Annotated in this window: 14 protein-coding genes and 1 pseudogene; 12 read left to right on the plus strand and 3 right to left on the minus strand. The window is 59.4% G+C overall.

Annotated features, from left to right (window positions below; all coding sequences use genetic code 11):
- The first annotated feature begins 296 nt into the window (after positions 1–296).
- From BLU88_RS18660 to BLU88_RS09015, 7 genes and pseudogenes are all read left to right on the plus strand, one after another.
- Positions 297–940: pseudogene (locus BLU88_RS18660) on the plus strand (RraA family protein).
- Positions 937–1,746, plus strand: coding sequence for a carbon-nitrogen hydrolase family protein (locus BLU88_RS08990; protein WP_092012666.1), 810 nt, complete (start codon positions 937–939; stop codon positions 1,744–1,746). The pseudogene BLU88_RS18660 and the gene BLU88_RS08990 overlap by 4 nt, the downstream one beginning before the upstream one ends.
- A 14-nt stretch (positions 1,747–1,760) precedes the next feature.
- Positions 1,761–2,486 (plus strand): GntR family transcriptional regulator, encoded by a 726-nt coding sequence (locus BLU88_RS08995; RefSeq protein ID WP_092012669.1) that lies wholly within the window; start codon positions 1,761–1,763, stop codon positions 2,484–2,486.
- Positions 2,487–2,694: 208 nt separating this feature from the next.
- Complete coding sequence (locus tag BLU88_RS09000; protein ID WP_157689054.1) at positions 2,695–3,438, plus strand: sulfite exporter TauE/SafE family protein; 744 nt, start codon at positions 2,695–2,697, stop codon at positions 3,436–3,438.
- A gap of 597 nt (positions 3,439–4,035) precedes the next feature.
- Positions 4,036–6,462: an aminodeoxychorismate synthase component I gene (pabB, locus tag BLU88_RS09005; RefSeq protein ID WP_197678118.1), complete on the plus strand. Its 2,427-nt coding sequence runs from the start codon at positions 4,036–4,038 to the stop codon at positions 6,460–6,462.
- Positions 6,459–7,313 (plus strand): aminotransferase class IV, encoded by an 855-nt coding sequence (locus BLU88_RS09010; protein ID WP_092012675.1) that lies wholly within the window; start codon positions 6,459–6,461, stop codon positions 7,311–7,313. Before pabB ends, BLU88_RS09010 begins: the two co-directional genes overlap by 4 nt.
- Before the next feature lie 63 nt (positions 7,314–7,376).
- Positions 7,377–8,162, plus strand: a complete 786-nt coding sequence (locus tag BLU88_RS09015; protein ID WP_157689056.1) for a hypothetical protein — start codon at positions 7,377–7,379, stop codon at positions 8,160–8,162.
- Between the two features lie 132 nt (positions 8,163–8,294).
- On the opposite strand, the gene BLU88_RS09020 is transcribed toward BLU88_RS09015, so the two are convergent.
- Both BLU88_RS09020 and BLU88_RS09025 read right to left on the minus strand, forming a co-directional pair.
- Positions 8,295–8,519 carry a hypothetical protein gene (locus BLU88_RS09020; RefSeq protein WP_092012682.1) on the minus strand — a complete coding sequence of 75 codons (225 nt, stop codon included), beginning with the start codon at positions 8,517–8,519 and terminating at the stop codon, positions 8,295–8,297.
- Between the two features lie 139 nt (positions 8,520–8,658).
- Positions 8,659–9,339, minus strand: a complete 681-nt coding sequence (locus BLU88_RS09025) for an aspartate/glutamate racemase family protein (RefSeq protein WP_231939325.1) — start codon at positions 9,337–9,339, stop codon at positions 8,659–8,661.
- 110 nt (positions 9,340–9,449) lie between these two features.
- Here BLU88_RS09025 and BLU88_RS09030 point away from each other — a divergent pair, with 110 nt between their 5' ends.
- From BLU88_RS09030 to dctP, 4 genes are all read left to right on the plus strand, one after another.
- Complete coding sequence (locus tag BLU88_RS09030) at positions 9,450–10,487, plus strand: LysR family transcriptional regulator (protein ID WP_231939326.1); 1,038 nt, start codon at positions 9,450–9,452, stop codon at positions 10,485–10,487.
- On the plus strand, positions 10,487–10,978 hold the full coding sequence (locus BLU88_RS09035; RefSeq protein WP_092012685.1) for a TRAP transporter small permease: 492 nt from the start codon (positions 10,487–10,489) through the stop codon (positions 10,976–10,978). The genes BLU88_RS09030 and BLU88_RS09035 overlap by 1 nt, the downstream gene beginning before the upstream one ends.
- Complete coding sequence (locus tag BLU88_RS09040; RefSeq protein WP_092012688.1) at positions 10,975–12,567, plus strand: TRAP transporter large permease; 1,593 nt, start codon at positions 10,975–10,977, stop codon at positions 12,565–12,567. Before BLU88_RS09035 ends, BLU88_RS09040 begins: the two co-directional genes overlap by 4 nt.
- A gap of 141 nt (positions 12,568–12,708) precedes the next feature.
- Positions 12,709–13,986 (plus strand): TRAP transporter substrate-binding protein DctP, encoded by a 1,278-nt coding sequence (gene dctP, locus BLU88_RS09045; protein ID WP_092012691.1) that lies wholly within the window; start codon positions 12,709–12,711, stop codon positions 13,984–13,986.
- 308 nt (positions 13,987–14,294) lie between these two features.
- Here the strand turns inward: dctP and BLU88_RS18140 are convergent, their stop codons facing one another.
- A complete protein-coding gene (locus BLU88_RS18140; protein ID WP_231939327.1) occupies positions 14,295–14,903 on the minus strand; it encodes a hypothetical protein in 609 nt (202 codons plus the stop codon).
- 393 nt (positions 14,904–15,296) lie between these two features.
- Here BLU88_RS18140 and BLU88_RS09055 point away from each other — a divergent pair, with 393 nt between their 5' ends.
- Complete coding sequence (locus BLU88_RS09055) at positions 15,297–17,312, plus strand: ABC1 kinase family protein (protein WP_092012697.1); 2,016 nt, start codon at positions 15,297–15,299, stop codon at positions 17,310–17,312.
- The last annotated feature ends 323 nt before the right edge of the window (positions 17,313–17,635 follow it).

Here is a 17,635-nt window from a genome sequence, read left to right on the forward strand (position 1 = left end):
TGTCCAAGAATTTCTTGGCTTGAGTGGTTACTTCGCGATCAAACCTACGATCTGCAACCACCGAGCGCATAGGCAATTACTTGCTCGAACCGCCTAAGAGTTGAACATCCTAACGACCTGAGCTCAATCACGATCGATGCTTGCAGTCTGTCTCAAGGTGTGTATAACGTGTACATACGTCGTGTATACATAGAACTACGAACGCTTCGAGATTGCAATACCTCCGAAGAAGTTTCGTCTCAAGGATCACTCAACGACTCCAATCCGAAAGGACACTGATGTTCACGGAAAATGTAATGCCTCATCAGATCACCGAAGCGCAGCGCGAAGCTCTATTGACTGTCCAAACTTCGACTTTGGGTCATCTCCGCGACTATGGCTTCATTCGCGGATTGACTCCAAACCGCCGGCCCTTGGCTTTTGCCGGAACAGCGGTCACTGTGCGTCTACCGCACCTCGATTCGTCGGCGTTGCACGTTGCAGTCGACAGACTTCGGCCAAACGACGTTCTCGTTGTAGAGCAATCCGGTGATGATCGCTCAAGCTTCGGGGAATGTGCGCATTCACTGCAAAGGCACGCGGAGCTGTAGGAGCAATTCTCTCCGGTGCAACGAATGATTTTGACGAAGTGCTCGAGCTTGGACTTCCTGTCTATTCGCGCGGCGTTTCAGCCCGGACCACACGAATTCTGGGGATTGAAGGAAGCATCAATGTACCAGTGACGGTTGGAGGCGCCGTCGTCGAACCCGGTGACGCCATCCTTGCGGACTCGGACGGCATCGCGGTCCTCAAGCCAGATGAGATTGCTGAAGTTGTCGGAATACTCCAAGAAAAGGAAGCAGCCGAGCCTGCATTGAAGGAGCAGATCAGCGCAGGTGCCAAGTTGTCAGAGAATTCCGGAGCAGCTAAGTACTTCACCATGAGCGGAGCGATGAAATGACACAGCTGAGGGTTTCCGTGGGCCAGTTTGAAGCTCAACGCGATGTGGATTCCAACTTTTCCGAAGTCGAAACGATCGTTTCAGGCTCGGCTGAGAAATCCGACCTTGTGATTCTTCCGGAGAATTGTATGTATTCCGATCCGAGTAAGGAGGCGCCAGACGTTCGCTACTCGGAGTCGCTGGACGGAGAGTTCACATCTGCGCTTAGAGAGCTGGCAGCCAAGTACGAAACAAACATACTCGCGGGTATCACCGAAACCAACGGGGACGATGCGAATCGGCCGTTCAATACCTTGGTTCAAGTGACTCCTGAAGGTGAGCTGGCTGGCGTTTACCGAAAAATCCACCTGTATGATGCGTTTGGCCACCGGGAGTCGGACAAAGTTACACCTGCCCCAATCGCGAATCCTTTGGTCTTCTCGATCAACGGAGTCAAGGTCGGAGCTCTGACCTGTTACGATCTGCGATTCCCCGAAGTAGTGCGGTGGGTCGCTCTTCGAAACGTCGACATGATCGCGCTCCCCGCGGCTTGGGCGGCTGGCCCTCTCAAAGAGTTCCATTGGGAGGCACTAATCCGTGCTCGGGCTATTGAAAACACAGTTTATTTCGCAGGCGCCGGGCAAACTGGACCGTCGTGTACAGGACTCAGCCAGATCGTGGACCCTATGGGAGTTGTTCTGGCCAACGCGGGTGAGGCTGGAGGCGCAGTAGCGACCGTAACTGTTACGAGTGAGCGAGTTGCTGCTGTTCGCAAGGCCAACCCAAGCCTGAACAATCGTCGGTTCGACGTTGTACCAGCGCAGTAACCCATAATGGCTAGATGAACAGTTTACACGATACCTCTCTTGCCCGGTTTGGTGGATGGACCGCTTCGGTAGATCTGCCGCCGGGTAAGAGGGATCCGTCAATAAAGGCGGCGGAATATGCATATAGGTATCTGAAGGACCTTATAGTCACCCTGGAGCTGCCGCCACGCGCAATCATCACAGAGAAGGAAGTGGCTAGTGCGACAGACATATCCAGAACTCCTGTCCGCGAAGCGTTCTTCCGGCTACAGGGTGAGCGGCTGCTTGAAATTATTCCGAGGCGGGGGGCAGCTGTTCCCGAAATTACTCTTCGAGGGATTACCGAACAGGCCCAGACCAGACTTGTACTTGAAGGCTATGGCGTCGAGTCAATCTGCAACAGAAAGATCCCAGTCGCAAACGATTTGTTCAAGATCATTGAAGAGCAAGAGGCTGTGTACCGTCGCGATCCCACGCAAGTACTTGAGATGGTATTAATCGACAAAGAGTTTCATTGGTCGTTAGTTAAAGCTATCGGGAATACCGAATTCTCGCAGCTGTACAATACGTTGCACGACCGCCAGGTTCGCATTGGAGTAGCCATGTTTAACGCAGTCAAAGGACGACCGTGTAAGGCTATCCATCAGCACGCAAAAATCGCAGAGGCGATTCGTGATTTTGATGCTCCTCTAGCACTGGATCGACTCGAATTTCACCTGATTGAAAGCCTTGACGAGCTGACTGGAATTTTTACAGGCTGATCATCTGGCTCCAACGTCAGTTGAGCACAATTCCGGGCGGGCGATTTTGACGATTGTCACCGGATGGTGTTTCGCTTTAATCGATTGCCGCCTACCCTGGAGTCTTTGTCCACTGCGTATTGCAGCTGAAAAAAGGATCGAACTATATACCTTAGCCTCATTTCGTGATTGCTATATCATCATTTGCTTTCCCATTGAGGTGGTTTGATTGCTTGTATTGTCGTCAGTTGCTGCGATTTTTATTATTTCAGCAGCAGTGCAAGGAATGACAGGTATCGGATTCTCGCTGGTGGTACTTGCTTTGTTGATTCCGCTGGTTGGGCCGTTGGACGGTGTGACACTCATAGTCATCAACAGTGCTGTGACAAGTTTGATAGTGACGATTCGATCATTTCGAGGAATTGAGTGGAAGCACCTCGTCGCACTGTCTGTGCCGAGCGTAGTTGTGGCGTTTCCGGTAATTTTACTCTTGAACCACGTACCGGAGGCCGTCATAAGCTTGGTTGTTGGTGGGTTATTATTGAGCTGCACAATTGGTTTAGTGCTCAACGTCAAGGTGCGGCAACTGCGCGGTGGCTACGGCCCGGCTGCAGCAGGACTAGTATCCGGTTTCTTGAATGCGACTGCGGGTGTTGCGGGGCCCTTGCTAGGGGTGTTTTCGGCCTCTGTAAGTTGGTCGCACCGAATCTTCGTAGATACCGCGCAACCATTCTTTATAGTTTCAGGCTTGGCAGTTCTTGGAGCAAAATTTATGTTTCAAGACACTCAAAGTGGATTCGTGGTGGGTGGCGACATCGCGTTGGTGGCTGTTGCTGGATGTATGCTCGGACTGTTGTTGGGATCAAAATTGATCAATAAGATGTCTGAGGCAACCGGGCATAAATTGGTAATTGGAGTCTCGGCAATGGGCGCAACTGGGACTCTAATTGGCGCAGCGATTCAACTAGTATAATTAAGCTTCGGTAAGCGCTATCAAAGTCTTCATTTAGGCGACAGAGTCATCTGCGTTGGCACTGGCGTCGGGGACACTGGACGCGTTCATTGGGCGTTTCGTGCGTGCAGGTGCGAATTCGGAGGAGTCGTTGCTCGCCGAGGCGGCCGGTGGTTTGTCGGATAGGACACGACGGATGGTGCTTGGCTGACCGCGCCGCGAGGAGTTGACGATTATGCGGCTTAAGCGAGGTTCTCGATTGAGCTGCGTGATGATCAAAGCCTGTTCATCGTCGGTCCTGCTTCCGGCTGCTTCGGACAATCGGAATCATCAGAACGAGTGCGCCGATGATCGGCAGCAGTGCCCACACCGGGTACGGACCGCTGTTCGGGCCCACGAGGAATGCCACGTTCACAATCAGCCCGAGGCCGACAAGAATCCACGCAGTCAGTTTCAAGCTTGTGAACAGCGACGTCCTCCTGTCTCATTTGTTCTGATCGTGAGCGACGCTACCAGCTGCTCTCGCCTTTCGAATACGATTATTCCTGCCTCACTTCCACGACGCACGGACGGTTGGATTCGTTGAGGTGCCAGGCCACTGTGTATGAGGAGGCAGGCGTGATCCGGACGTTGCTCATCGACAATGCCGATTCATTCACCCTCAATCTCGTCCACCTCCTTGCCGAGGTGAATGAGTGCGCGCCGACGCTCGTGCCCAACGACTGGGAAGAATTCGAGCTGAGCGTGCTCGACGAGTTCGACAATGTTGTCATCTCCCCGGGACCGGGAACTCCCGAGCGGCCGTCCGACTTCGGCATCTGCGCCGAGGTGATCGAACATTCCCTGATCCCGGTGCTCGGCGTGTGCCTCGGTCATCAAGGTATCGCTCATGTGCACGGGGGAATGGTTGCGCACGCTCCCGAGCCTCGACACGGTCGAGTCTCGATGATTCGGCATTCGGAGGCCGAGTTATTCGCCGGTATCCCCTCGCCGTTCTCAGCCGTGCGGTATCACTCCCTGGCGGTGACTAGCTTGCCTTCTTGTTTGGAAGCGACCGCGTGGTCGGAAGATGGAGTCATCCAGGCGCTGCGGCATCGGACCAGGCCACAGTGGGGAGTCCAGTTCCATCCGGAATCGATCGCGTCCGAGCACGCACGGACGTTGCTGCAGAACTTTGCGGAGCTGACAGAGGCGTGGAACCGCCGCGGTCAGTACGAGAATGACCTGCCGGGTACGGAGGATTGGGTTGGCAAGGATGTGGCCTCCGGTTCCGACGTCCCCGCGGGGAAGTGCGGAGCACTCGATCCGTCCCAAAGGACCACCAGTCTTTCTAACCCTCGACACCATTACATTCTCGACACCGATGTGGTACCTCAAAAGGTCTCCGACGAACGTCTCTTCGCCGAGCTATTCGGTGATGCACCTGAGGCCGTTTGGCTCGACGGAAACATACCTGGCAATGACTCCTCCCGGTTCTCAATCATGGGCGCGCCGTCCGGTCCACTGAGCAAAGTTGCGACCGCCTCGGTGCCGAAAGGGACTGTCGAAGTTCGCTCGGCCAGTTGCGAAACAGAGAACATCATTCAGTCATCCGGATTTTTCGACTGGCTCGATGCTGAGCTCGCTGGCATGACTATCTCAGTGTCAGGCACATGGGTTGAACCGCCCAGCGCCGGATCCGAAAACCCCGTCATGCGCGCGGACAGCCAAGACCTGCCGTTCGATTTCCGACTCGGGTGGGTCGGTTACCTCGGCTACGAGCACAAGGCCGAGGTCGGCTCACCGAACCGGCACGAATCCGACCTGCCTGATGCCGTCATGATATTCCTCGATCGCGCCCTGGTCATCGACCACGACACTGATCGCATCCACCTTCTGTCACTGCGTCGCGCCGATGACTCAGACGGCCAAGCAGCTAACCAGGTCTGGCTCGACCACACACGCGCACGGATCGCGTCGATCTCCATCGATAAGGTCACTGGCGCTCACCAACCGAACATCGCCTCGGCGAAGATGGACACCACAGACCCGGCGAATCGCCGCAATCCAACTCTCTCGGCACGGCACAGTCGGGACGAGTACCTCGACCTCATCGACGAAGTGCAAGAGAAGATCACCGATGGCGAGACTTACGAAGTCTGTCTGACGAACATGCTCGAGGGCACCGTCGACCCGTATGAGTCGCCACTGACGATGTACCTGCGGCTGCGCGCGGACAACCCGACTCCGTTCGGAGCATTTATTCGCACGCGTGAGGCGTCAATTCTCAGTACCTCACCTGAGCGATTTCTGCGGATTGGCGCTGACAGCCGGGTGGAGTCGAAGCCGATCAAGGGTACTCGGCCTAGGGGTGCGAACCTGGCCGAGGACGAGGCGATCAAGGCTGAGCTGGCAGCCTCGGTGAAGGATCGGTCGGAGAATCTCATGATCGTCGATCTCGTCCGGCACGACCTCGGGCGCACGGCCGAGCTGGGATCGGTGCAGGTGGACACGCTGTTCGGGATCGAGTCCTATGCGACGGTGCATCAGATGGTCTCGACGGTGAGTTCACGCTTGGCCGAGGACGCCAGTCCGGTGGCGTGTGTGCGGGCGGCGTTCCCACCGGGGTCGATGACCGGGGCGCCGAAGCTGCGGACGATGGCGATCATCGATGAGCTCGAGGCCGGCCCGCGTGGGGTGTACAGCGGCGCGGTCGGGTATTTCTCGCTCGGCGGTGCCGTCGATCTCAGCGTCGTCATCCGCGCGCTCGTCGTCCAGGGCGAGACGCTGAGGTACGGGGTCGGCGGAGCGATCGTCGCGCTCTCGGACTCCGACGAGGAGTATGCGGAGGCGGTGGTGAAAGCGGCACCGATGCTGAGGTTGCTCGGTGGAGCGGAGTTCCCTGGCGAAGTGGTCATTTATGCGGACGATCCGTCCGAACTGAGGACACGTATCCATTCGATTGATCAGACAGGCGATGTTGACTTCCACGCCGTGATTCCTGCCGAGGAGGTCGGACCGGCCGATACCGCTGTGGCCGAATATTTGGGTGGAGTTGAGCGATGAACGTGTGGCTGTGGAATCAACAGGATCTCCGTTTCGAGGAGCCGACGTCGGACATCAGCTCCTGGACGTTGGTTGCAGCGGATTCGTGGCTTGTTGAAGACGGGCGGGTACGAGCGTTAGACCGTCACCGGGCACGGTTCGGTGATGCAGCTACACAGGTGGGGATGGGTCATGCGATCACCGACGATTTCTGGGCGGCAGCGATCGAGAAGATCCCGGCGACGGGGGAGTGGTTCCCTCGCGTGGATGTCCTTGAGGTTTCGCCTGACGTCGATTGTGAGTTGGCATTCCGATTGCGGCCGGCACCGACTCGGACGCAGGAGTTGAAGGTTCTCGTCCCGCCTTATTCCGACCCACGCAGTACTCCGAGACGCAAGGGTCCGGATATCGCATTGCTTGAGGGGCTGCGGACGGATGCCCGTGAGCTGTATGGCTGTGACGAGGTATTGCTCATCGATGGGGACGGGTACGTCATCGAGGGAGCAACGACGAGCCTGCTGTGGTGGGACGGGGACACATTGTGTGTGACCGATCTGGAGTTGGGTGCTTTGCCGAGTGTCACCTCGGCGGTGATCGTCGAGGAAGCCCTCAATCGATCTGTTCCGGTCGAGTCGCGGCGAGTGCGGCCCGAGGGACTTTTCGGGCACGAGGTGCGGCTCGTCAACGCGCTCCACGGGATTCGGCGAGGGAGTGAATTCGTTGACGGGCGTGACTTTCACGACAGTGTGCAGCGCGGCGGTGAGTCGAATCAGGCTTGGACTAAGCGTAGAAGCGGGCCCCGTGCGGATGCGGTCCGGCTCGGCCGTTGGCGTGAATGGTTGGAAACGATTAAGGTCTCTCCGGGCATGTGAAAACTGACAAGTATGTCTGTCTTAACGGATGGCAAGCTCGTTTGCATTGTTGGAGGGACTTCTGTGACCGAAGATTCGAGGTTTGTCGCGACCACCAGTTACACCGGCAGCGCGTTCGGCCACGAGTACTCGGTGACGGCCAAACATACTCCCTGGAAGACGACAGTCACCAACATTGACATCGACGGCGTCGAATACCCGATCAGTCGTCGATCTTCGGCAGGCACCGAGGATGAGCCTGAGGTAGCCGTCCGGTCGAGTGGATGGCTGAAGACTCGGCTCAAAGTTCATCGGCGGACCGAGATCGGATCGATGCCTCCGCGGGAAGAAATTCACGTGACGAGTGCGGCGATGGGCGGTGCCGGTGAGGTCGAGGTCCGGAAAGATCTCGATGTTGTGCCATTGCTGCCCGAGGCCGGCAGTCGTTCCGAGGCGCGTGAGCGTCGACGTGCGGCGTATCCGGAGCGATATGCGCTTGTCTCTGGGTTGACGACCCTGGTGCGGTTGCTTCTCCCGTTGCTTGGGCTGGGCGCCTTGCTTGCTTGGTTGTTAGATCCGATTGCACGATGGATGAAGAACCATTTGTGGCCGTGGTTTGAGCCGATCGCTCACTGGTTGCAGTCGGTGCTGGCTCCGGTCGGTGAGTTTTTCGAGTGGCTATTCAATCTGCTGTTCGGGTGGATCCCGGACATATCCCTGGGAGTCCCGGACTGGGTGACGACCACCTTACGTATTGGGTTGCTTGTCCTGCTGGCCTATTTCGCAAGTCGCAGTAATCTCAAACGCCGTCAGAAGAAGATTGAAGAGGCTCGGATGCCGGAATCAGCGGGATCTAGCGAACCTGAATAATGATGGCGACGATGGCGGTGGCAAGGGCGAGGCAGATGCCAAGTGAGAGTAAGCCCTTCCACCACCAGCGCAAGTTTTTGATCAGGCCGACCAGCGACGTCACGACCAGACCGAGGACGATGCACTCGAAAGTCACCGGCAGGCCGATGCGGAACCCGAGGAACTCAATTCCTTTCCTTGTCGTTCGGTTTCAAAGCAGCCGAAGCCCGCACCTTGAAAGGGATTGCCGACCGCAGTGTCGGACGCCAGCAGCCACGTGATGAAGAAGATGACGAAAGTAACGAACCACACGCCGAAGATAATCAGTAGTGGGCCCCACCGATCGATTCCCGCTTTCGGCGAGATCTGAGTTGTCATGTGCTGACTGTAGTTCGGACAGGCTCCCTGCGGTAACCCCTAGAGAATCAGCAGTTGGGGACTTTCAGGAAGGTCGACTTGGACGACAGCCCAGACCTAGGCAGCAATTACGCTTGAGCGAGTGCGGGTTCCTCCGCCATCATCCACTCCACGATCGCAGCGACGTGCGCGTCGACGGAGTCGATCGCGGGTAGGGGAGCGGTCTCCGGGGGACGAGGAGGCCGATCTCTGTGCACGACAGTGCAACTGCGTCAGCTCCGCGATCTTTGAGGTCGTTCATGATTTCGACGTACCGGGCCCGCGAATTGTCAGTGAAGACTCCTTGGGTGAGTTCGTCCCAGATGATCTGATCGACCTCGAGGCACGTTGCCTCATCCGGTACCAGAGTCTTGATGCCCTGGGCTTCGAGCCGGCCGGTATAGAAGTCTTCGAGCATCGTCCATCGGGTGCCCAGAACCGCCAGCGTCGAATAGCCCTGGCGCTTCGCCATAGTCGCGATCGAATCGACCATGTGAATGAGAGGCGCATCGACTGAGACCTCGATCGCCGGAGCGCATTTATGCATGAGGTTCGTGGCAATTGCAACGGCCTCGGCGCCGCCGTCGACCAAACGCTGTGCCGTCGCCACGAGCGACGCGTCATTGCCCGCCCAATCGTTGGCTTCCTGTAGCTCCCGGATATCTGCGAAGTCGCATGAGTCGAGGAGGATCTGCGCCGAATGGTGACCACCGAGCTGTTTCGCCACGGCATCATTGATCTTCGTGTAGTACTCGATGCTCGAATGCCAGCTCATTCCACCCAGCAGACCGATCCTGCGCATACTTCCACTCCTTAACTCACCAGTCACTTCACGACGATTACTTCTAGTGTGGTGCGTATCATCCACCTCCGGTAGACCCAGTTCGCTCTGCTGTCACATAAGCTGGACTTATGGCTACTGTCTTCGAACAGGCTCTCGACCTCGGCGAGCCCAAACGCCTCCTCATCTTCGGCGCCATCGCTGAATCCGGCAGCATCGGCGCCGCCGCGCGCGTCCTCGGCTGGTCCCAGCCGGCACTGTCCCAACACATGACTGCGCTCGAGAAGGACCTCGGCGTCACCCTCTTCGACCGCACTCCACGCGGCATCCGGCTCACCACCGCCGGCCAACTCGCCCGCATCCGAGCCAACGAGGTGGCCGCCTCGGTGACGGGATTGCGCAGCGACCTCGCGAAAGCATTCGGCCTCGGCGGACGCAATGTTCGCCTTGCCGGTTTCCCCAGCTTCGTCATCGGCCCACTGGCCGCAGCACTCGGCCGGCTCGAGGCAAACGCCGGCACAAGTACGGACTCACCGCTTCACCACTCCTACGAAGTCTCCGAGGCCGAACCGCCCGAAGCGCTTCGCCTGCTCGACGACGGTGCCATCGACATCGCGTTCCTCTTCCATCACGAAGACGAAGCCCCGCCCGAGCTCCCCGGACACACGACCGTCGACCTCGGCGCCGACCACCTCGACCTGCTCGTCCCCGAACGCTGGAACCGTGCCGGGCAGATCCAACACCTCAACGACGTCGCCGAACTGCCGTGGATCATGGGATGCGTGCGCTGCCGGTCCACCGCCGAACGCCTCTGCCGCACCGCCGGCTTTGAACCTCGGACCCGCCACATCACGGACAACCCCGGAGCCATCCAATCACTCGTGGCCAACGGACTCGGCGTCGCACTGCTGCCCCGCAGCGCCCGCCGCTACTCCCAAATCGCGGGCATCGACCCCATCGCCCTGGAAGAGGCCGGCGCCCGTCGAGTCTCCGCGCTGATCCCCGACGGTCTGGCAGACGCCTCCGAGGTGGTCGATCTCATCGATGCGCTGCGAGCCGCCGATATCGCCGTCGGTGGGACAGGCGCGCCAACCGGCGCCGATGCAGCAGAAGTCGCTAGCGGTGCAACCGCCGCCGGCACCTCGGCCGACGGTTACAGTGACTCCTGATGAGCACGTTCACCAGAGTCCTCGACCGGTGGCTGACGGTCACCACGGCCGCGGCGATCATCGTGATGATGCTCCACATCGTCACCCATGCCTTGGCCCGGTCGATCTTCCACGCCCCGATCTACGGCACCAATGAGATCGTCGAATACTGGTACCTGCCCATCGTGGCTCTCCTCGGCATTCCCGCCGCCCAGCTGCAGAAGGAACACATCACCGTCACCATGGCCATCGAGCGGGTAAAACCCGCCACCGCTGCGGTATTCACGCTCCTCGCGTGCCTCCTCGGCGCACTCGTGTCAATCGCCTTCGCCTGGTTGGGGCTGAGCAAGGCACTGGAAAACACGAGCATCGGATCGACCGCCGATGTCTCCGATGTCATCACGTGGCCGGTGTACTACCTCGTGCCGGTCGTGTTCATCCTCCTCGCTGTGCTGTACATCCTCGACGTCGTCGCGATTCTCCGCCGCACCGAGGCAGGGGAGGAGAAGTGAACGCGAACACCGACCTCACCGGTGCACCCCTGCCGCCAGACGACGCGAACAGCGCGAACGTCACCAGTACCCAACGCCCGAACTCCACCGCGCTCTTCCCGACAGGTTCCCGTCGCGAACGCCCCGGCGCCCTGGCACTGAGTATCGGGTTCGGACTCGTCGCTGTCTGCCTCATCGGCCTCTTCACCAGCCCAACTGCTGCCATCGGTGGAGCCTGGTGCATCGGCATGATGCTCGTCCTCCTCTTCCTGTCCGTCCCGGTGGCCATCGCCCTGACCGTGCCCTCGATCATCGGCGTCTACGCCGTATCCGGCATCCCGGCGACGATGAACATCCTCTCCACCGCCCCATTCAGTGCCGTCTCGGACTGGTCGATGAGCGTGCTGCCCATGTTCATCTTCATGGGCATGCTGCTCACCCAATCCGGACTCTCCGGCAAGATCTACCGCGTCGCCGACCACTGGTTCTCCTGGCTGCCCGGCGGCATCGGCATCGGCACCACCTTCGCCGGAGCCGGCCTGTCGGCAGTGACCGGGTCGACCATCGGGATGACCTACGCCCTAGGCCGTGCCGGCATCCCCGAGATGCTCAAGGCCGGCTACGACCGCCGCATGGCCGTCGGCACCATCATGGTCTCCGGCATGACGGGCAACCTCATCCCGCCCTCGATCCTCATGGTCGTCTACGCCGGCATCGCCTCCGTCCCGGTTGGTCCCGCACTCATGGCCGGAGCCGTCCCCGGCATCCTGCTCGCCGTGTGCTTCGCCGCCTTCATCTTTGCCATCGGCGTCATCGTCCCGAAACTCGTCGGTCGCGGCCAGAGCGCCCAGAACTCAACGAACACTACAGACACCACTCGCCCCACGACGACCTGGCGCGACCGCTTCACCTCGCTGACCGGCATCTGGGGTTTCGCCGTCATCCTCGTCGTACTCTTCGGCGGCATGTTCTCAGGCATCTTCACTCCCACCGAGGCCGGAGCCGCCGCCGCGCTCTGCTCACTCCTGCTGTGTCTGTGGGAGAAACGAGGGGAACAACCGTGGCGGAAGGTCGCGGGATCGGCCATGGATACGGTGGCGGCCACCTCGGCGATCTTCTTCATCATGATCGGCGCGACCATGCTCACCAGCCTGCTCGCCATCACCGGACTCGCCCCCATCCTCACCGGCCTCATCACGGACCTCGGGCTGTCGCGGATCGGATTCCTGCTCGTCCTCATCGTCCTCTACACCGTCATGGGCATGTTCTTCGACACCCTGTCGATGATGCTGCTGACCATCCCGATCCTCCTGCCCACCCTCGAGACGATGGGTGTGAGCCCGCTGTGGTTCGGAGTCTTCGTCGTCCTCCTCGGCGAGTTCGCCATGGTCACCCCGCCGGTCGGCATCATCCCTTACATCGTCCACTCGATCGCGAAGAACCCCGAGGTCAACCTCGGTGCCACGGTCACGCTGCGCGACATCTTCATCTCCCTGCTGTGGTTCCTGCCCGTCGGTGTCATCTTCCTCATCCTCATGGTCGCCGTGCCCGGAATGACCGAATGGCTGCCCGACCTCATCAGCCGCACCAGCGGGGGAATGTCCGGATAACCCTCGCCGAGGTGGCCCTGCCCATCCGTGCACCGTGACGTTCGGGTGGCTCCCGAAGGGTGTGAGCGGACTCATGGTTAGGGTCACCTCATTCAGGCATATGATTGGAGGGAATTTTCAGCCTTCGCTCAAAGGAGTCCCATGAAGCGCTTCCGCTCGGCAGCTCGCCCCGCCCAGGCCATCGCGGCGGTCGCATCGCTGGCACTGTTGGCCGGATGCGCCGGATCCGTCGGCGGCGACGGCTCGGGTTCCGGTGACTCAGCGGGGGAGGGCTTCGCCTATGACGCTTCCCAGGACGAGATCGATGAGGCTCTGGCTGATCTTGACCCGGTGACGTTGAAGTTCCAGCCGTCGGCGATGTCAGAGAAGTCGATCCTCGCGCCCAACGGACTCGACGTGAAGAAGGCCATCGAGGAGCGTTCGGGCGGCAAAATCAAGGTCGACATCGTGTGGGGTCAGGCGATCGCCAGCTACGCCGATGTCGATGACGCTCTGGCCGATGGACGCGTCGACCTCGCGTTCACTCTGCCGTCGTACACCCCGGCCGAGTACCCGGCCTTCGACGCGATCGGCACGGCCATGTCGACGTTGCCGTCCTCGCCCGTGGCCAGTGACTTGGCGGCGAACGCGGCCGGTGTGCAGGCAGCGTGGGAGACACCCGAGGTGCTTGAGGAGTTCGAGAAGAAGAACCTCGTCCCGCTCATTCCGATGCTCGCCGCCGGTGGGTATTCGACGATGTGCTCGAAGCCGATGACCTCGCTCGATGACTGGAAGGGCAAGCAGGTGCGTGTCGGTTCGGCCGCCGCGGGCAAGCAGGTGACCGATCTGGGTGCGACTCCGGTGTCGCTGTCGTTCCCGGAGACCTATGCGGCGTTGCAGCGCGGAACTGTCGACTGCGATCTCGGTCAGTTGGCTCCGAACGTGGAGGCCGGCACCTTCGATGTCGCCCCGAACATCGGTGTGGCTTCGGACGCGGGCATTGCGCGATCGGCGGGTGCGATCACGGCGGGCAAGAAGTATTCGGAGCTGCCGGTGGCCTATCAGCAGGTCATCTTCGACTCGATGTCGACGACGTTCTCCACGATGATGGAGGTCGTCATCGGTGCGAAGGCGCAGGCCGTCGAGCAGGCGAAGGACAACGACGGTTCGGTCAAGCCTTTCGACGATGACGTGCAGAAGCAGATGGCGAAGTATGCGAAGACTCTGTCGGACAAGACTGCCGAAAAGGCTGGCGTCCCCGATGCGCCGAAGACGCTGGGCACCGCTGGAACCGAATGGGCGAAGTCCGTGTCCGAGCTGGGCTACGACGACAAGGGCGACTTCGCCTCACTCGATGAGTGGTACCCGGAGGACGCAAAGTACGACAAGCTCGGCGACGAGCTGTTCGAGAAGGTCATGTCCGAGCATCGGCCGGAGTGATCGCGAGAGGTTAGAGTTCGACTGACCGGGCCTCAAGATTGAGCTGGGTACAGCAGCGCCCCTCGACCATAACTACGCAATTTGGTCGAGGGGCGCGAATAGATGTTACGAAAGTACATCCTGCTTTACGAAGCTATTCCTTGCTATGTACAAGCAGAGTTCGTTAACCCCAATCAGAAAAATTCCAGATGCGAACGACACTGCTCCAGCTACCGTTATTTCGGTAACGAAGAGGAGCACGCCCACAATTAAGAGCGGATAACTGATCCCGGTGAGCAGAACTGATCGACGAGCAGTCTCATTCACTCTTACTGGTCTCCTACCTGAATCGTGTACTTGGTGTTCTTGTAGTTCACAACTCCAGTGACTTGCTGCTTCACGTGGACGATCGCTCCTTTGAATGAAATCCCACTGTTGACATTATTGATACAGGTCTTCTTACCTGGCTTCTTTTTAGTGTGTTTGACTGTCACAGTCTTATTGGTGGCGCCGCCACTGATCGAGCTGCCGCTACCAATCGTGCCAGAAATCTTGGCGCCAGTCACAGTGAATTTGTCCGTCAAGCTGACGGAGCTGGCCTTTGCTGGCAGCGAAAGGCAGAGTTGCGACTCGCCGTCAAATTGCACCTTCGTCGGCAATTTGGATTTGTTGAGTACCACTCCAGTCGAAAATCCGACCCGAGCAGAACCTTTCCCGACTCGTTTCTTCTTCGAACCACTAAAGACAGTGCCCTTCCCTGAATAAGCTTCAAGCTGAGGTATCGCACCTTCAGATTCGGAAGCGTTGTCGAAATCGAGCGAATAGTTCTGTTCATCGGCTGGATTGACCAGCTGCTGGTCGAACTCAGCATCTGTGTTTGAGCTGGTTGCAACAGAAGCAGGTTCGGCATCCGCGAGCGCAGGGGGAGCGGCAAGCATGAGGCTTGAAGCGACGACAGCGGCGGAGGTGGCCCAGAATCTGGTTCTCAATTGGTTGGCTTTCTAAGTCGGAAACCATTTGCGGTGTCCTACGTCTGACCAGGGACAACTTAACCGCACCTGGCCGGGCGAAGACTTCCCAACACTATCTGGGCCATTGGGCAAGGCGCCTACCCCAAAAGTATGAAGTTTCGAGATTTTCTGCTTGGAGATCCACAGCTGGGCTAGGGCGCCATGCCGAACGCTGATGTCGAAGACGACTTTCAGGAACGGAGCGTCCGCAGTGTGAAGCTAGATCTATTAGGCTGGTGGCGGCGCGGGATTGAAGCGCACCGAACTTGGCCAACCGTGTCCGATGAGGGCGCGGGCCCCACACGACGGAAGGGCTGACGGGTGACGATCCTCTACACCATCGGACTGGGCGTCCTCAGCGCGCTCATCGTCGGATTCCTCGTCCGGCGGATGATGCTCACCGGCACCGGAGCCGCCCGCAACACCATCGTCTCCCTTATCATGGGCCTCTCGATCTGGCCCATCACCCTCCAGGCGTACAAGCTCCTCGGCATCTCCGAATCCGACCAGTACCCGAACCTGTCGATGAGCTTCCCCGCCATCATGGTCTTCCTGCTGCTCTTCGCCTGGTTCATCGTCATCCAGATGTTCGTCCTCCTCGCAATCGAGCTCATCATGCCCTCGGGCACGCTGAGCTCACTCATCCGCAACGCACCGAAAATCCCCACCTGGTACCGCCGCGTCAACCGCCTGGCCCAGATTCAGAAGATCCTCATCAAATTCGGCCTCTCCCGCTACCTCCGACCCCGAATCCCGACCCTGCGCGTCTCCCTCCGAGAGATCGCAGCCACCACCCGTGACGCGCTGGCCGCCTCGGGAGTCACGTTCATCAAGCTCGGCCAGTTCATCGCCACCCGCGGCGACATGATCCCGCACGAATTCGTCGAGGAGTTCTCCACCCTCCAGGCCGGGGTCAAGCCCGTCCCCTTCACCGAGGTGAAAGACCAGCTCGAGACCGAATGGGGCCGCCCTGTCGCCGAGGTGTTCGCCGAGTTCGATGAGAGACCGTTCGCCGGCGCCTCCGTCGCCCAGGTCCACCGCGCCGTGACCTGGGAAGGCCGCGTGGTCGCAGTGAAAGTGCAGCGGCCGAAGATCCGCAAACAGGTACGCGCCGACTGCGATATCGTCCTCACCCTGGCCGACCGCCTCGACCGCACCACCGACTGGGCGAAGAGGATCGGCATCGCGAAGCTCGCCCGCAGCTTCGTCGATTCCCTGCAGGGCGAGCTCGACTACCGTGGGGAGCTCACGCATATCGAAGCACTCCGCCTCGCCGATGAGTCCGGCCGGTCGACGACGCAGACCGACTCCGTCGTCCATATCCCTCACGTGTACAAGGAGCTCTCCGGCGAGTTCGTCATCGTTATGGACTTCGTTGAAGGCTCCCCTCTGTCCCACGCCGCCGAGGTGGTCGACCACCTCTCCGAGATCGCACGCAGAGAGATCGCCCAGGATCTCTTCCTCATGGTCGTCCGCCAGGTGCTCGGGAAGGGCATCTTCCACGCCGACCTTCACCCCGGAAACATCGTCGTCTCTAACGCGGGCCGGGCTGGCCTCGTCGACTTCGGCGCCGTCGGGCGCATCGACAAACGCGACCGCAGGGCTATCGCATTGCTGCTCATGGCCTTCGACTCGCAGAACTCTCAGGCGGCAACGGCCGCGATACTCGAGCTGCTCGGTACGCCGAGCGAGGTGAATCTGCGGGAGCTGCAGCGTGAGATCGGGCAGATCATGCTCAAGTATGGAGACGGCGCTCCGGGCTCGACGTCGGCGGCATTGTTCGGCGAACTCATCGACTTCGTCGTCGACTTCGGGTTCCCCATGCCGGCCTCAGTGGCGACTGCCTTCCGCGCTATCAGCACCCTCGAGGGATCGATCACTCGCCTCGTGCCGGAACTCAATCTGCTGGCATTGGTCACGCAGAACGGGAAGCAACTTCTGCGTGAGGTCGGGGGACTGGGAGTCGACCGACACGAGATGACGCTCTACGCGGCGGCGACTGCACCACAGATCGCCGAACTGCCTGGACAGATCTCGCGTATCGCCGGTCACCTGCAGGACGGGACTCTCGACGTCGGAACGAGCGGGCTGAATATTGCGACTATCAAGAATCTGCTTGTCTCCACAGTCGAACAATTCATCCAGGTGATCGTCTCGACTGCACTCATCCTCGGCGGAGTGATCCTCATGGCCGCGGACTTTGGGCCGCCATTGGCACCCGAACTCAAGTTGTTCACGTATTTCGGAGCCTGGGTGCTGCTCGCGGGGAGTGTGCTCGCTGCGCTCGTGCTCGCGCCCGCATTGCGGCAGCGGATGATGTGGGAAGGACTCGGCTAGCTTCATTGCGCAGATTGCAGACGATGAGGTTTTCCGCGCTCAACTTACACACGGCAGCCTTCTGTCGAACTCTGCGAACTGGTCGACCAGCAATCGCCTGACCCTTATGCGAATTGCATCGAAGGATACTCCAATCGGCGTGAGCGCCGGTCACCGTGCTGTGTTAATTGAGTAGGACTGTGTTTCTGGACGTGGCATGCGCACGTTCGTCGCTGCCGAAAGCGATCCCCGTTGATTTCTTCCGCGGCATTCTGGCACAAATCTATTGTAATCAATTCTATAATTGATTATAGTTCACAGCACGCAACGCCAATCTGCAGACA

This window comes from Brevibacterium siliguriense, from assembly GCF_900105315.1.
Classification (GTDB): Bacteria; Actinomycetota; Actinomycetes; order Actinomycetales; family Brevibacteriaceae; genus Brevibacterium; species Brevibacterium siliguriense.

Bases quoted from the DNA above. Each gene is read 5' to 3' on its own strand.
- BLU88_RS08995 (WP_092012669.1), top strand. From the start codon at position 1,761: ATGAACAGTTTACACGATACCTCTCTTGCCCGGTTTGGTGGATGGACC.
- BLU88_RS09035 (WP_092012685.1), top strand. From the start codon at position 10,487: ATGAGCACGTTCACCAGAGTCCTCGACCGGTGGCTGACGGTCACCACG.
- BLU88_RS09030 (WP_231939326.1), top strand. From the start codon at position 9,450: ATGGCTACTGTCTTCGAACAGGCTCTCGACCTCGGCGAGCCCAAACGC.
- BLU88_RS09025 (WP_231939325.1), bottom strand. From the start codon at position 9,339: ATGCGCAGGATCGGTCTGCTGGGTGGAATGAGCTGGCATTCGAGCATC.
- BLU88_RS09020 (WP_092012682.1), bottom strand. From the start codon at position 8,519: ATGACAACTCAGATCTCGCCGAAAGCGGGAATCGATCGGTGGGGCCCA.
- BLU88_RS08990 (WP_092012666.1), top strand. From the start codon at position 937: ATGACACAGCTGAGGGTTTCCGTGGGCCAGTTTGAAGCTCAACGCGAT.
- BLU88_RS18140 (WP_231939327.1), bottom strand. From the start codon at position 14,903: ATGCTTGCCGCTCCCCCTGCGCTCGCGGATGCCGAACCTGCTTCTGTT.
- BLU88_RS09010 (WP_092012675.1), top strand. From the start codon at position 6,459: ATGAACGTGTGGCTGTGGAATCAACAGGATCTCCGTTTCGAGGAGCCG.
- dctP (WP_092012691.1), top strand. From the start codon at position 12,709: ATGAAGCGCTTCCGCTCGGCAGCTCGCCCCGCCCAGGCCATCGCGGCG.